Source organism: Rhodoferax sediminis (assembly GCF_006970865.1).
Taxonomy (GTDB): Bacteria; Pseudomonadota; Gammaproteobacteria; order Burkholderiales; family Burkholderiaceae_C; genus Rhodoferax_A; species Rhodoferax_A sediminis.
On sequence record NZ_CP035503.1, the window covers coordinates 216,984 to 237,565 of the forward strand.

General features: G+C 67.0%; 15 protein-coding genes and 2 pseudogenes. 15 read left to right on the forward strand and 2 right to left on the reverse strand.

The features are described 5' to 3' along the window. Nucleotides 1-98 precede the first annotated feature (98 nt). The 8 genes from rocD to gshB all read left to right on the forward strand — a co-directional run bounded on the left by rocD (nt 99) and on the right by gshB (nt 12,057). On the forward strand, nt 99-2,408 hold the full coding sequence (rocD, locus tag EUB48_RS21800; RefSeq protein ID WP_168226680.1) for an ornithine--oxo-acid transaminase: 2,310 nt from the start codon (nt 99-101) through the stop codon (nt 2,406-2,408). Nucleotides 2,409-2,420: 12 nt separating this feature from the next. Beyond that, on the forward strand, nt 2,421-3,518 hold the full coding sequence (holA, locus tag EUB48_RS01070) for a DNA polymerase III subunit delta (RefSeq protein ID WP_142817135.1): 1,098 nt from the start codon (nt 2,421-2,423) through the stop codon (nt 3,516-3,518). Next, a complete protein-coding gene (locus tag EUB48_RS01075) occupies nt 3,515-4,855 on the forward strand; it encodes a glutamate-5-semialdehyde dehydrogenase (RefSeq protein WP_142817136.1) in 1,341 nt (446 codons plus the stop codon). The genes holA and EUB48_RS01075 overlap by 4 nt, the downstream gene beginning before the upstream one ends. A gap of 77 nt (nt 4,856-4,932) precedes the next feature. Then, nucleotides 4,933-6,222, forward strand: a complete 1,290-nt coding sequence (locus tag EUB48_RS01080; RefSeq protein ID WP_244618291.1) for an MFS transporter — start codon at nt 4,933-4,935, stop codon at nt 6,220-6,222. Nucleotides 6,223-6,336: 114 nt separating this feature from the next. Next, complete coding sequence (gshA, locus tag EUB48_RS01085; protein ID WP_142817137.1) at nt 6,337-7,629, forward strand: glutamate--cysteine ligase; 1,293 nt, start codon at nt 6,337-6,339, stop codon at nt 7,627-7,629. A gap of 164 nt (nt 7,630-7,793) precedes the next feature. Next, nucleotides 7,794-9,662 carry a potassium transporter Kup gene (locus EUB48_RS01090; protein WP_142817138.1) on the forward strand — a complete coding sequence of 623 codons (1,869 nt, stop codon included), beginning with the start codon at nt 7,794-7,796 and terminating at the stop codon, nt 9,660-9,662. Nucleotides 9,663-9,898: 236 nt separating this feature from the next. Beyond that, the gene (locus EUB48_RS01095; RefSeq protein WP_142817139.1) at nt 9,899-11,086 is read left to right on the forward strand and encodes a benzoate/H(+) symporter BenE family transporter; all 1,188 of its coding nucleotides are present in this window, start codon (nt 9,899-9,901) and stop codon (nt 11,084-11,086) included. A 29-nt stretch (nt 11,087-11,115) separates the two neighbouring features. Then, nucleotides 11,116-12,057: a glutathione synthase gene (gene gshB, locus EUB48_RS01100; RefSeq protein WP_142817140.1), complete on the forward strand. Its 942-nt coding sequence runs from the start codon at nt 11,116-11,118 to the stop codon at nt 12,055-12,057. A gap of 54 nt (nt 12,058-12,111) precedes the next feature. Here gshB and EUB48_RS01105 read toward each other — a convergent pair whose 3' ends face one another. Beyond that, nucleotides 12,112-12,888 (reverse strand): class II glutamine amidotransferase, encoded by a 777-nt coding sequence (locus EUB48_RS01105; protein ID WP_142817141.1) that lies wholly within the window; start codon nt 12,886-12,888, stop codon nt 12,112-12,114. A gap of 268 nt (nt 12,889-13,156) precedes the next feature. On the opposite strand from EUB48_RS01105, the pseudogene EUB48_RS21805 reads away from it, so the two are divergent. Continuing rightward, a pseudogene (locus tag EUB48_RS21805) lies at nt 13,157-13,384 on the forward strand (putative zinc-binding metallopeptidase); the annotation flags it as partial. A 9-nt stretch (nt 13,385-13,393) separates the two neighbouring features. Here EUB48_RS21805 and EUB48_RS01115 read toward each other — a convergent pair. Then, nucleotides 13,394-13,642, reverse strand: a complete 249-nt coding sequence (locus EUB48_RS01115; RefSeq protein ID WP_142817143.1) for a cysteine-rich CWC family protein — start codon at nt 13,640-13,642, stop codon at nt 13,394-13,396. Nucleotides 13,643-13,821: 179 nt separating this feature from the next. Here EUB48_RS01115 and EUB48_RS01120 point away from each other — a divergent pair, with 179 nt between their 5' ends. From EUB48_RS01120 to EUB48_RS01150, 6 genes and pseudogenes are all read left to right on the forward strand, one after another. Continuing rightward, nucleotides 13,822-14,136, forward strand: coding sequence for a phosphopantetheine-binding protein (locus tag EUB48_RS01120; protein WP_142817145.1), 315 nt, complete (start codon nt 13,822-13,824; stop codon nt 14,134-14,136). Then, on the forward strand, nt 14,133-14,801 hold the full coding sequence (locus EUB48_RS01125; RefSeq protein ID WP_244618293.1) for a COG4648 family protein: 669 nt from the start codon (nt 14,133-14,135) through the stop codon (nt 14,799-14,801). The genes EUB48_RS01120 and EUB48_RS01125 overlap by 4 nt, the downstream gene beginning before the upstream one ends. 35 nt (nt 14,802-14,836) lie before the next feature. After that, nucleotides 14,837-16,502, forward strand: a pseudogene (locus EUB48_RS01130) (AMP-binding protein). After that, complete coding sequence (locus tag EUB48_RS01140; RefSeq protein WP_142817147.1) at nt 16,499-17,479, forward strand: LpxL/LpxP family acyltransferase; 981 nt, start codon at nt 16,499-16,501, stop codon at nt 17,477-17,479. The pseudogene EUB48_RS01130 and the gene EUB48_RS01140 overlap by 4 nt, the downstream one beginning before the upstream one ends. Beyond that, entirely contained in the window at nt 17,476-18,081 is a 606-nt protein-coding gene (locus EUB48_RS01145; protein WP_142817148.1) for a LolA-related protein, read from the forward strand. The genes EUB48_RS01140 and EUB48_RS01145 overlap by 4 nt, the downstream gene beginning before the upstream one ends. Continuing rightward, nucleotides 18,078-20,579 (forward strand): MMPL family transporter, encoded by a 2,502-nt coding sequence (locus EUB48_RS01150; RefSeq protein ID WP_142817149.1) that lies wholly within the window; start codon nt 18,078-18,080, stop codon nt 20,577-20,579. Before EUB48_RS01145 ends, EUB48_RS01150 begins: the two co-directional genes overlap by 4 nt. Nucleotides 20,580-20,582 lie beyond the last annotated feature (3 nt).

Consider the following 20,582-nt stretch of genomic DNA (forward strand, 5'->3'; position numbering starts at 1 on the left):
GGTCCATGCCGCGGCCGGCCCGACCGGGCCGGCGCGCCCATCTTCACCACTGCCGCAGCCTCTTGCGACCTACACTGATTTCCATCAAGGAGATCATCATGACTATCGAAAAAAGAGCGGCAACGCAAGAATTTATCAAGGCTGAGGCGCAATTCTGTGCGCACAACTACCATCCGGTGCCGGTCGTGGTGGAGCGTGCGCGCGACTGCCTGGTGTGGGACGTGGAGGGCCGCGAATACCTCGACATGATGAGTGCGTATTCCGCCGTCAGTCACGGCCATCTGCACCCGCGGCTGGTCGCGGCGGCGACGCGCCAGCTGCAGCAGGTGGCGGTCACCTCGCGCGCGTTTCACAGCACGGTGCTGGGGCCGTTCCTGGAAAAGCTCTGCCGGCTCGCCGGCTTCGAGCAGGCCCTGCCGATGAACACCGGCGCCGAGGCGGTGGAAACCGCCATCAAGGCGGCGCGCCGCTGGGGCCACCGTGTCAAGGGAATCGCCGACGGCACGGCCGAAATCCTGGTGGCGCGCAGCAACTTCCACGGCCGCACTACCACCGTGATCAGCGCGTCGAGCGAGCCTGACTACAAGGCCGGCTTCGGGCCCCTCACGCCCGGCTTCAGGTTCTTTGATTTCGGCGATATGGCCAGCGTGCGCGCGGCCGCCTCGCCCCGCACCTGCGCCGTGCTGGTGGAGCCGATCCAGGGCGAGGCCGGCATCGTGCTGCCGCCGCCCGGCTTCTTCACCGAGCTGCGCGACTGGTGCAATGAACACAACATCCTGCTGATTCTCGACGAGGTGCAGTCGGGCCTGGGGCGCACCGGGCGCTGGTTCGCGTTCGAGCACGAGGGCATCCGGCCCGACGCGCTGATCCTGGGCAAGGCGCTGGGCGGCGGGTTGCTGCCGGTCAGCGCGTTCCTGGCCGACCACGCCGTGATGGACGTGTTCACCCCCGGCAGCCACGGCTCCACCTTCGGCGGCAACGCGCTCGCCGCCGCAGTCGCTCTGGAGGCCCTGCAGGTGATGGAAGACGAGAACCTGGTGGCGCGCAGCGCGGCGCTGGGCCGGCACTTGCTGGCGCGGCTGCAGGCGGTGCAGCCCGCGGCCGCGCCGCTGATCCGCGCCGTGCGCGGCCGCGGACTGTGGGTGGGCGTGGAGATGGACCCGGCACTGGCCAATGCGCGCGAGGTGGTCGAGCGCATGGCGGCGCACGGCGTGCTGTCCAAGGAAACCCACGAGACCGTGATCCGCTTCGCCCCGCCGCTGACCATCACGCGCGACCAGATCGACCGGGCCGTGGATGTGTTTGCGCAAATTGTCCTTGCCATGCGGCCGAAGCCTGCTATACATTCGGGAGCAAATGCGCCATCGCCACGTCCCCTGCAGGAGACCACCGCCATGACCGATTCGCCGTCCGCGTCCGAGGCCAATGCAGCGCCGGCGCCGCATCTGCTAATGAGCCCGCCCGACTACTTTGAAGTCAGCTACGCCATCAACCCCTGGATGGACCCGACGCGCTGGTCGCTCGACGCGCGGCGCCTGTCGCAGGACGCGCACACCGGCTGGGTGGCCTTGAAGCAGCGCTACGAAGCGCTGGGCGCCCGGGTGGTGGTCAAGCCCGCCGCCCATGGCCAGCCCGACCTGGTGTTCACGGCCAATTGCGCCGTGGTGCTGGACGGCAAGGTGGTGCTCGCGCGCTACCTGAATGCCGAGCGCCAGGGCGAGGAAGAACACGGCCAGCGCCTGTTCGAGCAGTTGCTCGCGCGCGGCGAGGTCGATTCGCTGCATCGCACACCCGAGAGTGTGTTTTTCGAGGGCGCGGGTGACGCCATTTTCGATGCTGGGCGCGGCATCATGTGGATGGGCTACGGCCAGCGCTCCAGCATGCAGGCGCGCCACACGATAGCGCAGGTGTTCGGTATCCCGACGCTCGCGCTGGAGCTGATCGACCCGCGCTTCTACCACCTCGACACCTGCTTTTGCCTGCTCTCGGGCGGCGAAGTGCTGTACTACCCCGAGGCCTTCACCGAGGCCGGCCGCGCGCAGATCCGGGCCGTGGCGGGCGAACACCTGATCGAGGCCGGCGCCGACGACGCGCTGCACTTGGGCGTGAATTCGGTGTGCATCGGCCGCGATGTCGTGATGTGCCACTGCAGCGCGCCGCTGCGCGAGCGGTTGACGGCGCGCGGCTATCGCGTTCACGTGGTGCCGCTGGGCTCGTTCAACCGTTCCGGCGGCGCGGCCTACTGCCTGACCCTGAAGCTGAACAATATCTATCAGGGGCGCGTGGGGGCGGATGAACGCCGCGACGGGCCGCCCCGAGCAAGTTCGGCCCCCTCGGGGGGCAGCGCAGCACACGCAGTGGCCAGCGTGGGGGCGAACGAGCCTCAACCCTGGCCCAAGGCCGCGTAAACTGGCGCACTCATGCAGCTCGCTCCGGCCCAACTCCCGCAACACCTCCAGCGCGGACTCAAACCCCTGTACACCCTGCACGGCGACGAGCCGCTGCTGATCCAGGAGGCGGCCGACGCGTTGCGCGCCGCCGCCAGGGTCCAGGGCTACACCGAGCGCACGGTGCACACGGTGGCCGGTGCCAACTTCGACTGGAGCGAGGTGCTGGCGGCGGGCGGCTCGCTGAGCCTGTTTGCCGACAAGCAGATCGTCGAGGTCCGCATTCCCTCGGGCAAGCCCGGCAAGGAGGGCAGCGAGGCGCTGCAGCAACTGGCCGCGCAGGCGCAGGGCAATGACAGCACGCTGACCCTGGTGCTGCTGCCGCGGCTCGACAAGGCGACCAAATCCGGGGCCTGGTTCGCGGCGCTGGAGAGCTTTGGCGTCACGCTGCAGGTCGAGCCGGTGGAGCGCGGCGCGCTGCCGCCCTGGATCGCCCAGCGCCTGCAGGCCCAGGGCCAGCGCGTCAGCTCGGGCGAGGCCGGGCAGCGCACGCTGCAGTTTTTTGCCGACCGGGTGGAGGGCAACCTGCTGGCGGCGCACCAGGAAATCCAGAAGCTGGCGCTGCTGTACCCGCAGGGCGAGTTGACGTTCGAGCAGATCGAGCGCGCCGTGCTCAACGTCGCGCGCTACGATGTGTTCAAGCTGTCCGAGGCGGTGCTCGGCGGCCAGATCGGGCGCATGACGCGCATGCTCGACGGGCTGCAGGCCGAGGGCGAGGCCGAGGTGCTGGTGCACTACACGCTGGCCGAGGACATCCGCGCGCTCAAGCGCGTGAAGGACGCGATTGGCGCAGGGCGCCCGCTGCCCATGGCGCTGCGCGAGCAGCGCATCTGGGGCCTGAAGGAGCGCCTGTTCGAGCGCGCGCTGCCGCGCCTGACCGACACCGCGCTGGCCAATTTGCTGTACGCGGCGCACCAGGTCGACGGCATCGTCAAGGGCCTCAAGCAACCCGACTGGCCGGAGGATGGCTGGCAGGCGCTGCACCGGCTCGCGACCACGCTGTGCCGCGAGTGCGCGGTGCTGCCTGCCAGAGGCGCCGGCACGCCGCTGCGTGCCAAAATAGGGGTATGAACGCACCCAGTGATAGCCCCACGCTTGCCGCTTCGGGCCTCGACATCGCCGACTACACGCGGACCCTGGGTTTGCAGGCGAAAGCGGCTTCAGCCCTGATGGCGCGTGCGGATACAGCTATCAAAAATGCAGCACTGCGCAAACTCGCGAGCCTGCTGCGCAGCAGCGGCCCGGCGCTGCAGGTGGAGAACGCGAAGGACATCGAGCGCGCCGTCGCGGCCGGCCTGGCCGCGCCGCTGGTGGACCGGCTGGGGCTCAGCCCCAAGGTGCTGGAGACCTGCGCCCAGGGCTGCGAGCAGCTGGCCGCCATGCCCGACATCATTGGCGAGATCACGGCGCTGCGCCAGCAGCCCAGCGGCATCCGCGTCGGGCAGATGCGTGTGCCGATCGGCGTGTTCGGCATGATTTTCGAAAGCCGCCCCAACGTGACCATCGAGGCCGCCAGCCTGTCGATCAAGAGCGGCAACGCCTGCATCCTGCGCGGCGGCTCGGAAGCGATCGAATCCAACAAGGCGCTCGCGAAACTGGTGCAGCAGGCGCTGGTCGAGAGCGGCCTGCCGGCCCACGCCGTGCAGCTGGTGCAGACCACCGACCGCGAGGTGGTCGGCCAGCTCATCACGATGCCGCAGTTTGTCGACGTGATCATTCCGCGCGGCGGCAAGGGGCTGATCGAGCGCATCTCGCGCGATGCCAGGGTGCCGGTCATCAAGCACCTGGACGGCAACTGCCATGTCTACGTCGACGACCCCTGCGACATCGACATGGCCGTGAAGGTGGCCGACAACGCCAAGACCAGCAAGTACAGCCCCTGCAACGCCAGCGAAGGGCTGCTGGTGGCGCGCGGCGTGGCGCAGGAATTCCTGCCGAAGATCGGCGCCATCTACGCGGCCAAGGGCGTGGAGATGCGCTGCGACCTGGAAGCCGCACAGATCCTGCGAGCGGCCGTTCAACCCGGCTCTGTTGAGGGCCGGCGTGCGCCGATGATCGAGGCCGCCACCGAGCAGGACTGGTACGAGGAATATCTCGCGCCCATCATCAGCGTGAAGGTGGTGGCGGGGCTGAACGAAGCCATTGCGCACATCAACCAGTACTCCAGCCACCATACCGACGCGATCCTGACGCGCGACCACATGCACGCGCAGCGCTTCCTGCGCGAGGTCGATTCGGCCAGCGTGATGGTGAATGCCAGCACGCGCTTTGCCGACGGCTTCGAGTTTGGCCTGGGCGCCGAAATCGGCATCAGCACCGACAAGTTCCATGCGCGCGGGCCGGTCGGGATCGAGGGGCTGACGTCGCTGAAGTACGTTGTATTGGGTCAGGGCGAAGTGCGCAGCTAGTGCATTTGTATTTGTTGCTCGCGGCGCATTTGTCGGGTAGTGTCGATATCCCGCCGGACACAAAAGAAAGAAACTTCATGAGTGCATCCATGACCAGCGCCGCGCCGCGGCCCAAGGCCACGCCAAAAGTGATTGCCGCGATCACGATCGGCAATGGCCTGGAGTTCTTCGATTTCACCGTCTACGGCTATTTCGCCATCGTGATCGGCCAGCTGTTCTTCCCGGTCAAGGACAAGGCCTACGAGCTGATGCTGGCGCTCGGCACCTTCGGCATCGCGTTCGTCGCGCGGCCGATCGGCGGCCTGGTGCTCGGGCTGTTCGCCGACAAGGTGGGGCGCAAGCCGGCGATGACACTGACGCTGATCCTGATGGCGCTGGGTGCGCTCGGCGTCGCGGTCGCGCCGACCTACGCGCAGATTGGCCTTTGGGCGCCGGTCTGGCTGACCGTGGCACGACTGGTGCAGGGCTTCGCGCTGGGCGGCGAGGTCGGTGCATCGACCTCGCTGTTGCTCGAATACGCCGACGACCACAGCCGCGGCTATTTCGGTAGCTGGCAGTTCGTCAGCCAGGGTTTCAGTTCGCTGCTCGGTGCGGGCGTTGCCGCGCTGCTGACCAACACGCTGTCGCACGACGCGCTCTACAGCTGGGGCTGGCGCATCCCGTTCTTCATCGGTGTGCTGATGGTGCCGGTCGGCGTCTACATCCGGCGCCATCTCGACGAGACGCTGGGCCATCGGGCGCACGCTGACGAGAGCGCGAAGGCCAAGCTCAAGGAGGCGTTCAGCACCCATGCGAAGCTGATCTGGTCCGGCGTGCTCCTGATCTGGGGCGGCACGGTGGCGACCTACCTCATCGTCTTCTACTTCCCCACCTATGCAAAGCAGTATCTCGGCATGCCGCTGTCGGTGAGCCTGTGGGCCGGCGTCACCGCGTCGGCGATCCTGATCCCGGTATCGATCTTTGCCGGCCGGCTGTCGGACCGGGTGGGCCGGATCCCGGTCACCTGGTGGTCGCGGCTGGCCCTGGTGCTGCTGGTGGTGCCGGGCTTCATGCTGCTGGTGCACTACCGCACTCCGGCAGTACTGCTCGGGGTGGTCGCGGTGCTGTCGGTGCTGCTTGCGCTGCAGGCCTCGCCGGGCATCACCTTCATCACCGAACTCTATCCGCGGCCGATCCGCGCCACGTCGCTGTCGGTCGTCTACAGCCTGGGCGTCGCGATCTTTGGTGGCACGGCTCAGGTGATCGCAACCTGGCTGATCAAACTCACCGGCAGCGAACTTGCGCCGGCCTGGTACATGATCGTCGCGACGCTGCTCTCGTCGCTGCCCTTCCTCTGGCTGAAGGAAACCGCCGGTAAGCCGATTTAGGCGGGGGCGGGGCGGGTGCGGCACGCGCGCCGCACCCCTTGCAAGTCGCCGCGGCGCCCTCAGGTTCTAGAATCCGGTGCAGTACTCCACCGGACGACAACCAAAAAGGGCCGCATGGTTCCCCATCTCATCACGGCGCTCACGGGCCCCATCAACGAACTCGAGCAGCGCGTTCTCGACTCCATGCCCGCCATCGAGCGCTGGTTCCGGCTCGAGTGGATGGAGCACACGCCGCCGTTCTACAGCGCGGTCGACATCCGCAATGCCGGCTTCAAGCTGGCGCCGGTGGACACCAACCTGTACCCGGGCGGCTGGAACTACCTGACGCCCGAAATGCTGCCGCTGGCGGTGCAGGCGGCGCAGGCGGCGATTGAAAAAATCTGCCCCGAGGCCAGAAACCTGCTGGTGATCCCGGAAAACCACACCACACGCAACACGTTCTACCTGAGCAGCGTGGCGCAGCTGCAGCGCATCTTCCACATGGCCGGGCTGAACGTGCGCGTCGGCTCGATCGATCCCGCCATCAAGAAAACCACTACGGTCGAGTTGCCGCACGGCGAGCACGTGACGCTGGAGCCGGTGATTCGCGGCCGGCGCCGTCTCGGCCTGAAGGATTTCGACCCCTGCACCATCCTGCTCAATAACGACCTGGCCGCCGGCATTCCCGGCATTCTGGAAGACATTCATGAGCAGTACCTGCTGCCGCCGCTGCACGCGGGCTGGTCGGTGCGGCGCAAGAGCAACCATTTCCACAGCTACGAAGAGGTGTCCAAGCGCTTTGGCAAGCTGCTGGGCATCGACCCCTGGCTCATCAACCCGATGTTCGGCAAGTGCGGCGAGGTGAATTTTGCGGAAGGGCCGGGCATGGACTGCCTGAGCAGCAACGTCGATGCGCTGCTGACCAAGATCCGGCGCAAATACAAGGAATACGGCATCAACGAAAAACCGTTCGTGGTGGTCAAGGCCGACAACGGTACCTCCGGCAAGGGCATCATGACGGTGCGCGACGCCAAGGACCTCGAGGCGCTCGGCCGCAAAAGCAGGACGGACTTCGGCAAGGCCGGCCAGGAGGTCAGCGATCTCATCATCCAGGAAGGCGTGCTGACCAACGAGCGCATGAACGACGCGGTGGCCGAGCCGGTCGTCTACATGATGGACCGCTACGTGGTGGGTGGCTTTTACCGCGTGCATGCAGAACGCGGCGTGGACGAGAGCCTGAATGCTCCGGGTTCGCGGTTCGTACCGCTGGCGTTTGCCGAGAGTACGCGCTTACCTCAGCCGGGCATGAAGCCCGGCGCCAGCGCCCCCAACCGCTTCTACATGTATGGCGTGATCGGCCGGCTCGCCATGCTGGCCGCCAGCTATGAGCTCGAAGCCACCGATCCCGACGCCGAGATCTACGACTGAGGCGCTCCGGCATGCCCGGCGCGTCAGTTGTTGCGTTGCAACAATTGCGTGATTTGCGGCGTGTAGACGTTTTTACTCACGGGATATGGCGCCTTCCAAGTGCAGAATAGCCCCCTTCAAGACAACGCAAGCCGGTCCGGCATCAAGACCGGGTGCATCAATTAGTGGCAGCATCCAAATCATCCTTCGCGGCGCTCACGCTCGGTGCCATCGGTGTTGTCTACGGTGACATTGGCACCAGTGTCCTGTACGCGTTCCAGACGGTCTTCACGACCGGCCACGTGGCCCTCACGCACGACAACATCTACGGCATCCTGTCGATGTTCTTCTGGACATTGACGATCATTGTGTCCATCAAATACGTGGCGCTGGTGCTGCGTGCCGACAACAACGGCGAAGGCGGCACGGCCTCCATGCTGGCACTGGCCTCCAATGCGGTCGCCAACCGGCCCAAACTGCGCGGGCGCCTGCTCGTGATCGGCATGTTCGGGGCCGCCCTGTTCTACGGCGATGGCGTCATCACGCCCGCGATCTCGGTGTTGTCTGCCGTCGAGGGGCTGGAGGTGGTGTCGCCGGCATTCAAGCAATACGTGATCCCGCTCACGCTGATCATCCTGTTTTTGCTGTTCGTCGTGCAAAAGCGGGGCACCACCGACATCGGCAAGTTTTTCGGGCCGATCATGCTCGTCTGGCTGGCCGCGATTGGTTTGCTCGGTCTCATGCAGATCGTCGGCCACCCGGCGGTCCTGAAGGCGCTGAGCCCGTATTACGCCGTGCGCTTCATGATCACCAGCCCGGGCGTGACCTTCGTGATCCTGGGCGCCATCATCCTGTGCGTCACGGGGGCCGAGGCGCTGTATGCGGACATGGGCCACTTCGGCAAAAAGCCGATCCGCGTGGCCTGGTTCAGCGTCGTCATGCCGGCCCTCGTGCTGAACTACTTCGGCCAGGGCGCGCTGGTGCTCAAGAACGCGCAGGCCGTGAAGAATCCGTTCTATCTGATGGCGCCCGACTGGGCGTTGCTGCCCCTGGTGGCGCTGGCGACCATGGCCACCGTGATCGCCTCCCAGGCCCTGATCTCGGGCGCTTTCAGCGCCACCAAGCAGATCATCCTGCTCGGCTATCTGCCACGCATCCAGATCCTGCATACCAGCGTCAAGGAAACGGGGCAGATTTACCTGCCGTTTGTGAACTGGACGCTGTTCGTGGCGATCGTGCTGGCGGTGGTGCTGTTCAGGTCGTCGGAGGCGCTGGCTGCGGCCTACGGCATCGCCGTCTGCGGCACGATGCTGATTACCACGATCCTGACGTTCTACGTGGTCCGCTACGCCTGGAGCTATCCGCTGCCGCTGTGCATCGCCGCCACCGGCTGCTTCTTCGTGGTGGACTTGGCATTCCTGTCCTCGAACATGCTCAAGATCCTTGAGGGCGGCTGGTTCCCGATCGTGATTGCCGGGGGCGTCTTCACGCTGATGATCACCTGGAAAGAGGGCCGCCACCTGCTCAATGCCAAGCTGCGCACCGATGCCATCGACCTGCCGAGCTTTCTCGAGGCGGTGTTCGTGAGCCCGCCGGCGCGTGTGGCCGGCACCGCCGTGTTCCTGACCGCCGAACCCGGCATGGTGCCCAATGCCCTGCTGCACAACCTCAAGCACAACAAGGTGCTGCATGAGCAGAACCTGTTCGTCACGGTGCGCAACCACGAGGTGCCGTGGATCGGCATGGAGAAGCGGCTGGAGGTCGAGGCGCTCGGGCACCACTGCTGGCAGGTGATCATCCATTACGGCTTCAAGAACGACCCCGATCTGCCGCGCGCGCTGCAGCAGACCCGCGGCCGGGGCTGCGACGTCGAGCCGATGACGACCAGCTATTTCCTGTCGCGCGATATCGTGATCCCCACCATTGGCAGCGGCATGGCGCCCTGGCGCGAAAAGCTGTTTGCGCAGATGCACCACGCCGCCAGCGGGGCCGCCGACTTCCTGAACCTGCCGAACAATTCGGTGGTGGAGCTGGGGTCGAAAATCGAGATTTGAGGGGTTTCTGTACGACGGGCGGGGATGTCGGGGTGTGCGCCCGACGGCGCAGTAACTTTTCTTTGAGTGCCCAAAGAAAAGTGAGGCGCCCGCCGGGGCGCAACCCGGCCAGCGGCTCCTCTGCAAAGAAATACAGCCTATACCCGCCCACCACGCCAGCCGTGACTCGACCCGCCGGCGTGCCGAGCCGACCCGGCATGACGCCGACGCCAAGGGCGCTGTCAGAATCCCACCCCATGCATTTCTTCAAAGACCTGAGCCTTTCCGCCTTCATCGCCGGCTTCGTCGCCGTGCTGGTCGGTTTCACCAGTTCGGTGGCCATCGTGTTCCAGGCGGCGCAGGCCTTTCACGCCACGCCGGCCCAGATCAGCTCCTGGATGTGGGCGCTCGGCCTGGGCATGGGGCTGTGCTCACTGCTGCCCTCACTGCTGCTGCGCATGCCGGTGATGGTGGCCTGGAGCACGCCCGGCGCGGCCGTACTGGCCACCGCGGGGCTGACGGGCGGCTTTTCCATGGCCGAGGCGGTGGGCGCCTTCATGGTCTGCGCCGCGCTCATCACCGTGTCGGGGGCCACCGGCTGGTTTGAAAAAGTCATGAACCGCATCCCGGTGGCGATTGCCTCAGCGCTCCTGGCCGGCGTGCTGGCCCGCTTCGGCCTGGACGCTTTTGCCGCGGCGCAGACGGCACTGCCGCTGGTGCTGCTGATGCTGGCGACTTACCTGCTCTGCCAGCGCTGGCTGCCGCGCTACGCGGTGGTTGTCACTTTCGTGGTTGCCATTATTTTCGTAGCCAGCCGTGGAGAACTGGCGGGGACTGGCATCGGTTTTGACCTGGCACGGCCGGTCTTCACGGCGCCGCGCTTCAGCTGGAGCGCGATCGTCAGCCTGGCCGTTCCCTTGTTTGTCGTGACCATGGCCTCGCAAAATCTGCCGGGCGTGGCCGTCATCCGGGCCACGGGCTACGGTGGCGCAAAAGGCATCCCGATCTCGAAAATCATCACGCTGAGCGGCCTGGTCACGCTGGTGCTGGCGCCGTTCGGCGCCTATGCGCTGAACCTCGCCGCCATCACCGCCGCGATCTGCATGGGCCGCGAAGCTCACGCCGATCCCGCCAAACGCTACACGGCGGCGGTCTCGTGCGGCGCCCTGTACATCGTGATCGGCATCTTCGGCGCTGCGGTCACGGGCCTGCTCACGGCGTTCCCCAAGGAGCTGGTGGCGGCGATCGCCGGGCTGGCCCTGCTCGGCACGATCGGCGCCGGCATGGCGGCCGCGATCCGGGACGAATCGCACCGCGAAGCCGCCATCATCACCTTCCTGGTCACGCTCAGCGGCGTGGTGATTGCGGGCGTGGGTTCGGCCTTCTGGGGCGTGGTGGCCGGCGCCGTCGCGCTATTTGTGCAACAGTACGGGCGCGCCGACTAAATTCTTACCCCCCTCTTTTGTCTCTTTCCATGAACATTCTTTTCGTTGCCGACCCACTCGAAGCCTTCAAGATCTACAAAGACACCACCTTTGCGATGATGCGCGAGCTGCAACAGCGCGGACACCGCATTGCGGCGTGCGAACCCAAACAGCTGTCGTGGATGCGCGGCGGCCTGGTCGAGGCCGATGTGCGCGCCATCACGCTCACGGGTGACGCGTCGGCGTGGTTCAAAGTTGATAGCACACAGCGCATGACCCTCAAGGACTTCGGCGCCGTTTTGATGCGAAAAGACCCGCCGTTCGATGCCGAATACATCTACGCCACGCATCTGCTGGAGCAGGCCGAGCGCGAAGGCGCGCGCGTCTTCAACGAGCCCTCGGCGCTGCGCGACCACCCCGAAAAGCTCGCCATCATGGAGTTTGCGCAGTTCATCGGCCCGACGCTGGTCACCAGCAACGCGGCCGACATCCAGCGTTTTCATGCCGAACACAAGGACATCATCCTCAAGCCGCTCGACGGCATGGGCGGCATGGGCATTTTCCGCGTGCGCGCCGACGGCCTGAACCTGGGCAGCATCACCGAGACGCTGAACCGCAATGGCACGCAATCGGTGATGGTGCAAAAGTTCCTGCCCGAGATCGTGCGCGGCGACAAGCGGGTGCTGGTGATCGGTGGCCAGCCGGTGCCGTACAGCCTGGCGCGCATCCCGCAGGGCAGCGAGGTGCGCGCCAACCTGGCGGCCGGCGGCAAGGGCGTGGCGCAGCCGCTGTCCAACCGCGACCGCGAGATTGCGCAGGCGCTTGGGCCCGTGCTGGCGGCGCGCGGCCTGCTGCTGGTGGGGATCGACGTGATTGGCGACTACGTGACCGAAATCAACGTCACCAGCCCGACCTGCTTCCAGGAAATCTTTCAGCAGACCGGCTTCGACGTGCCGGCCATGTTCGCCGACGCGCTGGAGGCTGCGCTGTAGCCGCACGTTCAGCCCCCCTCGGGGGCCGGGCCGGCGCAGCGACAAGCGTGAGGGTCAGCTCAGCGTGGCGTCGGTTGGCGCCCCGTCCACAAACACCTTGAGCTCATTCGTCGCAAACGCGGTCCAGGTCTCGTTGCTGGTCAGCGGCGTGGTCACGACCACGGCGGCGCGGTCATCGGGTGAGTTGATGTCGGCAAAGTTGACCGACAGGTCCTGGTCGGACAGCGTGGCGTGCGCAAACGGGTATTGGCGCACCAGGTAGTACAGGCTGGTGGAGGCGTGCGCCCACAGCGCCTGGCCGTTGGAGAGCAGAAAGTTGAAGTTGCCAAAGCGCCTGATTTGCGGCACCAGTTCGTGCAGCGTGAGCGTCAGCTCGTGCACGCTGGGCATGCCCGCGTGCGACTTGGCCAGCTGCTGCATCAGCCAGCAAAAGGCGCGTTCGCTGTCCGTGGTGCCGACCGGGTGAAAGCTGCCGTGCAGATGCGGGTGATAGTCCTTCAGGTCGCCGTTGTGCGCAAACACCCAGTAGTGGCCCCACAGCTCGCGCACGAACGGATGCGCGTTTTCCAGCGCAACGTCGCCCTGCGTGGCCTTGCGCACGTGCGCCACGATATTGCGGCTCTTGATCGGGTAGCGGCGGATCAGTTCGGCCACGGGCGACTCCACCGCGCTCTGGTGGTCGACAAAATGGCGCAGCCCCCGGCCCTCGAAAAACGCGATGCCCCAGCCGTCGGCATGGTGATCCGTCAGGCCCCCGCGCTGGCAAAACCCGGTGAAGCTGAAGGTCGCATCTGTGGGCGTCTTGCAGTTGAGTCCGAGCAGCTGGCACATGGTGGGTGGCGACAGGGTGGCAATGAGGTGGCAGTCTGGGGGGTGGCCCGTGGCGGGGCTCCTTCGCTATTGTGTCATTGCGCGGGCGCGGCCGCTGCGTGTTCTTTCGCAACAGCTGCTGCCTGGCCTGCAATCTCGACCGCACCATTCCTGATCTGTCATTTGAAGACAACGGCCAGCTCTGGGCCAAGTTCGAGGCCGCCAAGCGGCGCCTCGTGGCGCAGCTCTCGGGGCTGGGGCCCGCCGCGCTGCTGCAGCGCGGCGGCGGCCCGATGACGCTGGCGCCGCGCCATTCCTGGAGTTCATCAACTCATGGATTCAGCTCACCAGCGTGCTCAACGAGCTCTCGCGCAGCATGGGCCAGCCCGTTTTTTATCCGTTTGTGCTGTCACGGGCCGTGGTTGGCAAACTGCAGTTCGTCCACCGGGTGATTCGAGCCGCGTGTGCCGACAGGCATCAAAACAGGCCGCAACCCATTCAGGGTATGCCAAGGTAGCTATAAAATCTATAGCCATAAAGTTGTTACGTTTGTTGCCTGCGCACTCGCGCAGGCCCGGCATATGCAGGCCTGGGCGCGCGCCGACGCCGGCACGCGCGCCAGCACGGCGGAGGGAAACTGAACCTGCGTGCACCAGCAAGGCGGCTGCGGCTCGCCCGTGACGCGCTCAGTTTCCATGGCGCACTGGTTCGGCGTGCCGCACAGCGGGCAGCGGCTGGGGTCGGGCGCGGTGTCGGGAAAGGTCAGGGAGGGCATTTGTATCAAAAGATGACGATGTTTCAGGATGCCATGCGATGGCGCCGATGTGGCTGTTGACTCGGGGCGCCCGTGGGGCGATGGCGCCCATCGCCCGCTAAAATGACGCTCCCGCGGCGAGTCCATGCGTACATGGTAGTTATATTCGGCCTGAACGGGGTAACTCGATCTCACACACCATGTCTGTCTCCAACATCAATCCCCTGCCCGCGGCCGCATTGCCCGCCTCCAAGGCGGATCCCGCGCTGATGCGCGAGGTGGCCGAGTTGATGGTGTCCGCCCTCAACCTCGACACAGCCGCCGCCGACATCGCGCCCGACGAACCGCTGTACGGCGACGGGCTGGGCCTGGATTCGATCGACATCCTCGAGGTGGCGCTGGTGATTTCCAAGCAATACGGCCTGCAACTGCGTGCCGACCACGAAGACAACGGCCAGATCTTTCGCTCGCTGCGCTCCCTGAGCGAGCACATCGCCGCGCAAAGAACCAAGTGAAACCCGAATGGGCCGCACGGCTGGTAGCGGTGTGCAAGGGCGCGGCGGCCGTCGGGGTGTGTGTCGGCTACTCCCTGTTGGCGCATCTTGCGGCGGCGGCACCGGCACCCGGTCTGCTCGAGGCGGCTGTGGCCGTCGCACCTGGCCTGGCGCTGGCGTTTTTGCTCGCCTGGCGCTTCGCGCGCAGGCCGCTGGGATTGGCGCTGTGGGGGGCGGGCTGCCTCGGCCTGTACGGCGCCAGCGGCTGGCTGGTGGGGCACTACCACTGGGTATTTTTGCTGCAGGATGCGGGCCTGCAGGTGCTGCTGGGGCTGATGTTCGGGCGCACCCTGCGGCCGGGGCAGACGCCGCTGGTGTCGCAGTTCGCCGCCCTGCTGCACGGGCCGCTGTCGCCTGCGGTGGCGCGCTACACCCGGCGCGCGACCTGGGCCTGGACGCTGTTCTTTGCCGCCATGGCGACGCTGTCGCTGCTGCTGTTCTGGCTCGCGCCCATCGCCGTCTGGTCCGTCTTTGCGAATCTGCTGGGCCTGCCGCTGGTGGTCCTGATGTTTGTCGCGGAGTATGCGGTGCGCCGCTGCGTGCTGCCCAAGGCCGACCGGGCCGGACTGTGGGAGGCGTTTGCGGCCTACCGGCAGTCGTCGGGTGTCGTGCGGCGCGCGCACTGATGCGCTGTGCAAGTGTCCGTGCGCTTTAGCCTGCCATGACCACTTTTCCGCTTGTCACGCATCGCGGCATGGACGACGCGCTGGCGTACCGCCACGGCGAGGTCATCACGGTCGGCCAGTTCCTGCACGACGCGAGGCGGCTGGCGGCCTTGTACCCACCGGGGCGGCACGTGCTCAACGCCTGCACCGACCGCTACCACTTCACGGTGGGGCTGGCGGCTGCCCTGCTGGCGGACAGAATCAGCCTGTTGCCGCCGACCCACACGCCGGAGATGGTGCGCCAGCTGCGGCTGTTAGCGCCCGATGTGTTTTGCCTGAGCGATGGCCCCACCACGATTGACCTGCCGCGTGTCGCTTACCCCGAGGCGGCCGAGGCCGCGGGCGACTCGCCCGAGGCTGTGCCGGTACCCGCCGGGATCCCGCAGATCCCGGCCGACCAGACCGTGGCCCAGGTGTTCACCTCGGGCTCGACCGGCGTGCCCCAGCCGCATCGCAAAACCTGGGGCGCACTGGTTCGCAACATGCAGGCCGGCGCGGCGCGGCTCGGATTGGATGGTGGGGCGCGCTACAGCATCGTTGGGACCGTTCCGCCGCAGCACATGTATGGCTTTGAATCCACGGTCCTGCTGGCGCTGCAGGGCGGCGCCGCGCTCAGCGCCGAGCATCCCTTTTACCCGGCCGATATTTGCAGCGCCATCGCCGCGGTGCCGCGGCCCCGCCTGCTGGTGAGCACGCCCGTGCACCTGCGCGCGCTGCTGTGCGCGGGCGTGGACGTTCCCGCGCTCGATCTGGTCGTGTCCGCGACCGCGCCGATGCCTGCGCAACTGGCGCTGGCCGCCGAAGCACGCCTGCAGGTGCCACTGCTGGAGATTTATGGCTCCACCGAAACCGGACAGATCGCCACGCGCCGCACGGCCCAGGCGCTGCCGTGGACGCTGCTGCCGGACGTGCGGCTGGTCGCGCAGGGCGAGCGCATGTGGGCGTCGGGCGGCCATGTCGAGGTGCCGGTGGCGTTGGGCGACGTGCTGGAATGCGTGGACGACCGGCACTTCCTGCTGCACGGGCGCAAGGCCGACCTGGTCAACATCGCCGGCAAACGCAATTCACTGGCCTACCTGAACCATCAGTTGAATGCCATCGCGGGCGTGCAGGACGGGGCTTTTTTCATGCCGGACGAGGACGACGCCGGTGGCGTGACGCGCCTGCTGGCCTTTGTCGTGGCCCCGGGCCTGTCGCAGGCCGCGCTGCGCGCCGCGCTGCGCGAGCGCATCGACCCCGTTTTCATGCCGCGCCCGCTGCTGCTGGTGGAGCGTCTGCCGCGCAACAGCACGGGCAAACTGCCGCGCGAGGCGCTGCAGGCGCTGGCGCAGGCCCACGACCAGACAGGACGCGGCCGGCATGCAGGATGAACACCCGATGGCGCACGCGCTGACGGTGCCGGCCGATCACCCGGCCTTTGCCGGCCACTTTCCGGGCGCGCCCATCCTGCCGGGAGTCGTGCTGCTGGACGCCGTGGTGCAGCGGGCGCCGGGCGCGCTGGGGGACGTGCGTCAAATCGCGTCCGCCAAGTTTTTCAGTCCGGTCACACCGGGCGAATCGCTGGTCATTGCGTATGCGCGCACGGCCGGCGCCGGCCTGCGCTGGAGCATCGCCTGCGGCTCGCGCAAGGTCGCCAGCGGAACGCTGGTGCTGGCTACATGAGCGAACGGGCCGTCAACGTGGGTGCGCCGGCCGACAAGCCGGTGAACTGGAAGGACAGCCCGGAGCGCAGCAACCAGTTCCTGCTGCGCGTCATGTGCTGGATTTCCCTGAGCCTGGGGCGCCGGATGGCGCGCTGCGTGCTGCGCGGAATTGCGGTGTATTTCCTGTTGTTCTCCCCCAAGGCCCGGCTGGCCTCGCGCCGCTACCTGCAGCGGGTCTTGAAGCTGCCGCCCCCCGCCCGCGTGGGGTGGCGCCACCTGTTGCGCCATTTCATGACCTTTGCCTCGGTCATTCACGACCGCATCTACCTGGTCAACGACCGCTTTGACCTGTTCGATATCGAACTGCACCGGCAGCAGTTGATCACCGACGTGCTGGCCGAGGGCCGCGGGGCGCTGCTGCTGGGCGCGCACCTGGGCAGCTTTGAGGTGATGCGTGCGGTCGGCCGCCAGCAGCCGGGCCTGCGCGTGGTGATGGTGATGTACGAGGAAAACGCCCGGAAAATCAATGCGCTGCTGGCCGCCATCAATCCGGCCGTGCAGCAGGACATCGTCGCACTCGGTCACGTGGACTCCATGATGGCCGTGCATGAGCTGTTCGAGACGGGCGCCGTGGTCGGCATTCTGGGCGACCGCTCCCTGGGCCCCGATGCCACGGTGCCGTTGCCCTTTCTTGGCGCGCCGGCGCCGCTGCCCGTGGGCCCGTTTCGCATGGCGGCCATTTTGCGGCGGCCGGTGCTGTTCATGGTCGGGCTGTACGGCGGGGGCAACCGCTACGATGTTCATTTTGAAACGGTGGCCGATTTCTCCAACGTTCCGGCCGGTGGCCGTGCGGCCGCGATCCAGGCCGCCATGAGCCGTTACGCGCAGTTGCTGGAGCAGTATTGCGAGGTGGCACCCTACAACTGGTTCAACTTCTTTGATTTCTGGCAGGGCGCACCAGCGCCAGCCGCAGCGCCCTCACCGGACATGCCATGACTGATTCGCTGATCTCAAGACGACGCTGGTGGGGCTGCCTGCTGGCCGCTGCGGGCCTGGCCCTGGCGCTGCTGAGCGTGCCGGCCCATGCGGCCTGGGATGTGGACCGGCTCATGCAGGCGCTGGCGCAAAACAAATCGGGGCGCGCCACCTTTGTGGAAAAAAAATACATCGCGATGCTGGACAAGCCGGTGGAGTCCTCGGGCGAACTGCTCTATACCGCCCCCGACCGGCTGGAGAAGCGCACGGTCAAACCCAAGCCCGAATCCATGGTGCTGGAGGGCAACACGCTCACGCTCGAGCGCGGGCGCCGGCAGTATGTGCTGGCGTTGCAGGACTATCCCGAACTGGGCGCTTTCACCGAGAGCATTCGCGGCACGCTCGCGGGCGACCAGAAAGCGCTGGCGCGCATCTACAACATCACGCTGGAAGGCAGCGAAGAGCGCTGGACGCTGACACTGCGCCCGATTGAGTCCAAGATGGCCGCCGCGGTACAGCGCGTTGTCATCCACGGCAGCCATGCCGACCTGCGTTCGATCGAGATCGAACAGGCGGACAAGGACCGTTCGGTCATGACAATCACCTCGACCGCCCCGCCATGAAGCGGCCCTGGCTGCAGCGCCCCTTCCTGGCGGTCTGGCTCTGGCTCGCCGCCCTGCTGGTGTGCGGGGTTTTGATCAGCCGTGCCAGCTTTACCGCCGATCTGTCGGCGTTTTTGCCCAAGGCGCCGACGCCGGAGCAGCGGCTGCTGGTCGATCAGCTGCGCGACGGCGTGGTGTCGCGGCTGATTCTGGTGGGCATTGACGGGGCCGATGTGCCCACCCGTGCCGCGCTGTCCAAGGCCGTGGCCCGGCAACTGCGGCTTGACAACCGTTTCAGCACCGTCAGCAATGGTGAGGCCGTGGCGCAGCAGCGCGACCAGGCCTTTTTGTTTGAGCACCGCTATCAGCTCAGCCCCGCGATGACGCCCGCGCACTTCACCATCGAGGGACTGCGCAGCGCGGTGGGCGACACGCTCGACCTGCTGGCGTCGCCTGCCGGCCTGCTGGTCAAATCCATCCTGCCGCGCGACCCGACCGGCGAATTTCCGCTGCTGCTGGAACAGCTCGCGGGCGATGCGACCGGTGGTGCGAGCCGGCCGCAGTCGGCAGGCGGTGTCTGGGCCTCGCGCGATGGCCGGCGCGCACTGCTGCTGCTGCAAACGCGAACCTCGGGTTCGGACACTGACGGTCAGGAACAGGCCATGACCGCCGTGCGCGCCGCCTTCGCCGCGGCGCAGCAGGAAACCGCACGCCCGGCCTCGTCCACCGCCTCGACGACGCTGGTCATGACCGGGCCCGGCGTGTTCGCGGTGAATGTCCGCGAGGTGATCAAGAAGGAAGTCACGCGCCTGTCTGCCATCAGCATTGCGCTGATCGTGACGCTGCTGCTGTTGATCTACCGCTCCGTGCGCACGCTGGCGCTGGGCCTGCTGCCGGTGGTGTCCGGGGCGATGGCGGGCGTGGCGGCGGTCAGTCTGGGGTTTGGTGCGGTGCACGGCATCACGCTGGGGTTCGGCACCACCCTGATCGGCGAAGCCGTGGACTATTCGATTTACCTGTTCGTCCAGTCGGAGCAGACGGCCGCGTCCAATCGCCACTGGGTGCGCCGGTTCTGGCCGACGATCCGGCTTGGCGTGCTGACCTCGGTGTTCGGCTTTGCCTCGCTGCTGCTGTCGGGCTTTCCGGGGCTGGCGCAGCTGGGCCTGTACTCCATCACGGGCCTGCTGACCGCGGCGGCCGTCACGCGTTTTGTGCTTCCGGTGCTGCTGCCCCGGGATTTTCGCGTGCGCGACGTGTCCCGGCTGGGCCGGCGACTGGCGCGCGTGGTGCAACGCGCCGGTGTGCTGCGCTGGAGCGTTATCGGCCTGCTGCTGGCGGCGGGCGTGGTACTGGCGTTGCACCGGCAAACCCTGTGGAACAACGAGCTGTCGGCGCTCAGCCCGGTGTCGGCCGCGGACCAGGCGCTCGACGCGTCGCTGCGGGCCGACCTGGGCGCGCCCGATGTGCGCTACCTCGTGGTGGTGTCCGGCAGCGCGCAGGAGGGCGTGCTGCGTGCGGCCGAGTCCGTGGTGGCGGCGTTGCAGCCGCTGGTGCAGGCGAACACGATCGCCGGGGTGGACAGCCCGACCACCCTGTTGCCCAGCGTCGCCACCCAGCAGGCCCGGCTGGCGAGCCTGCCGGAGCCGGCGCAATTGAAGGAGCGGCTGCGCCAGGCGCTTGCGCCGCTGCCGATCCGGCCGGAGCGCCTGGCGCCCTTCCTGGCGGATGCACAGGCGGCACGGCATCTGCGCCCGGTTGAGCGCTCTGACCTCGATGGCACGTCGCTGGCGGTGGCGGTGGACGGCATGCTGCTGCACCACGCTGCAGACAAAGACGGGCCTGCGGGCTGGAGCGCGTTTCTGCCCCTGCATGCGCCCATCGCCGCGGGGGGCGCTGGCGCCGGCGCGATCGACCCGGCCCGCATTCGCCGCGCGTTGTCGGCCTTCGATCCGGCAGATACCGGTACCAGCGTCCTGTTCGTCGACGTCAAGGGCGAGGCCGATCAGTTGTACAGCGGCTATCTGCACGAGGCCATCGTGCTGTCGCTGGCGGGGCTCGCGGCGATCGCGGTGCTGCTGCTGGTTGCGCTGCGCTCCTTCGCAGGCGCGTTGCGCGTGCTGGCGCCGCTGGCCGGCGCGGTGCTGACGGTGGCTGCCGGGCTCGCGCTCGCGGGCCAGCGCCTGACGATTTTGCATCTGGTCGGCCTGCTGTTGATCGTGGCGGTGGGCTCCAACTACGCGCTGTTTTTCAATCGCCGCGCGCCATCGCACGCGCGTCATTCGGGCGCTGCCGGGGATGTCGAGGACGACTTGTCGGGCATCACGCCACGCACGCTGGCCTCGCTGCTGTTTGCCAATCTCACCACCGTGGCCGGCTTTGGCGTGCTGGCGTTTTCCAGCGTCCCCGTGTTGCAGGCAATGGGCGTCACGGTGGGGCCGGGTGCCATCCTGGCGCTGCTGTTCTCGGCCATTTTTGCCGGGCCGCGGCCGCCGGGGCGCCGTTTTGCGGAAACCCTCTGAGCC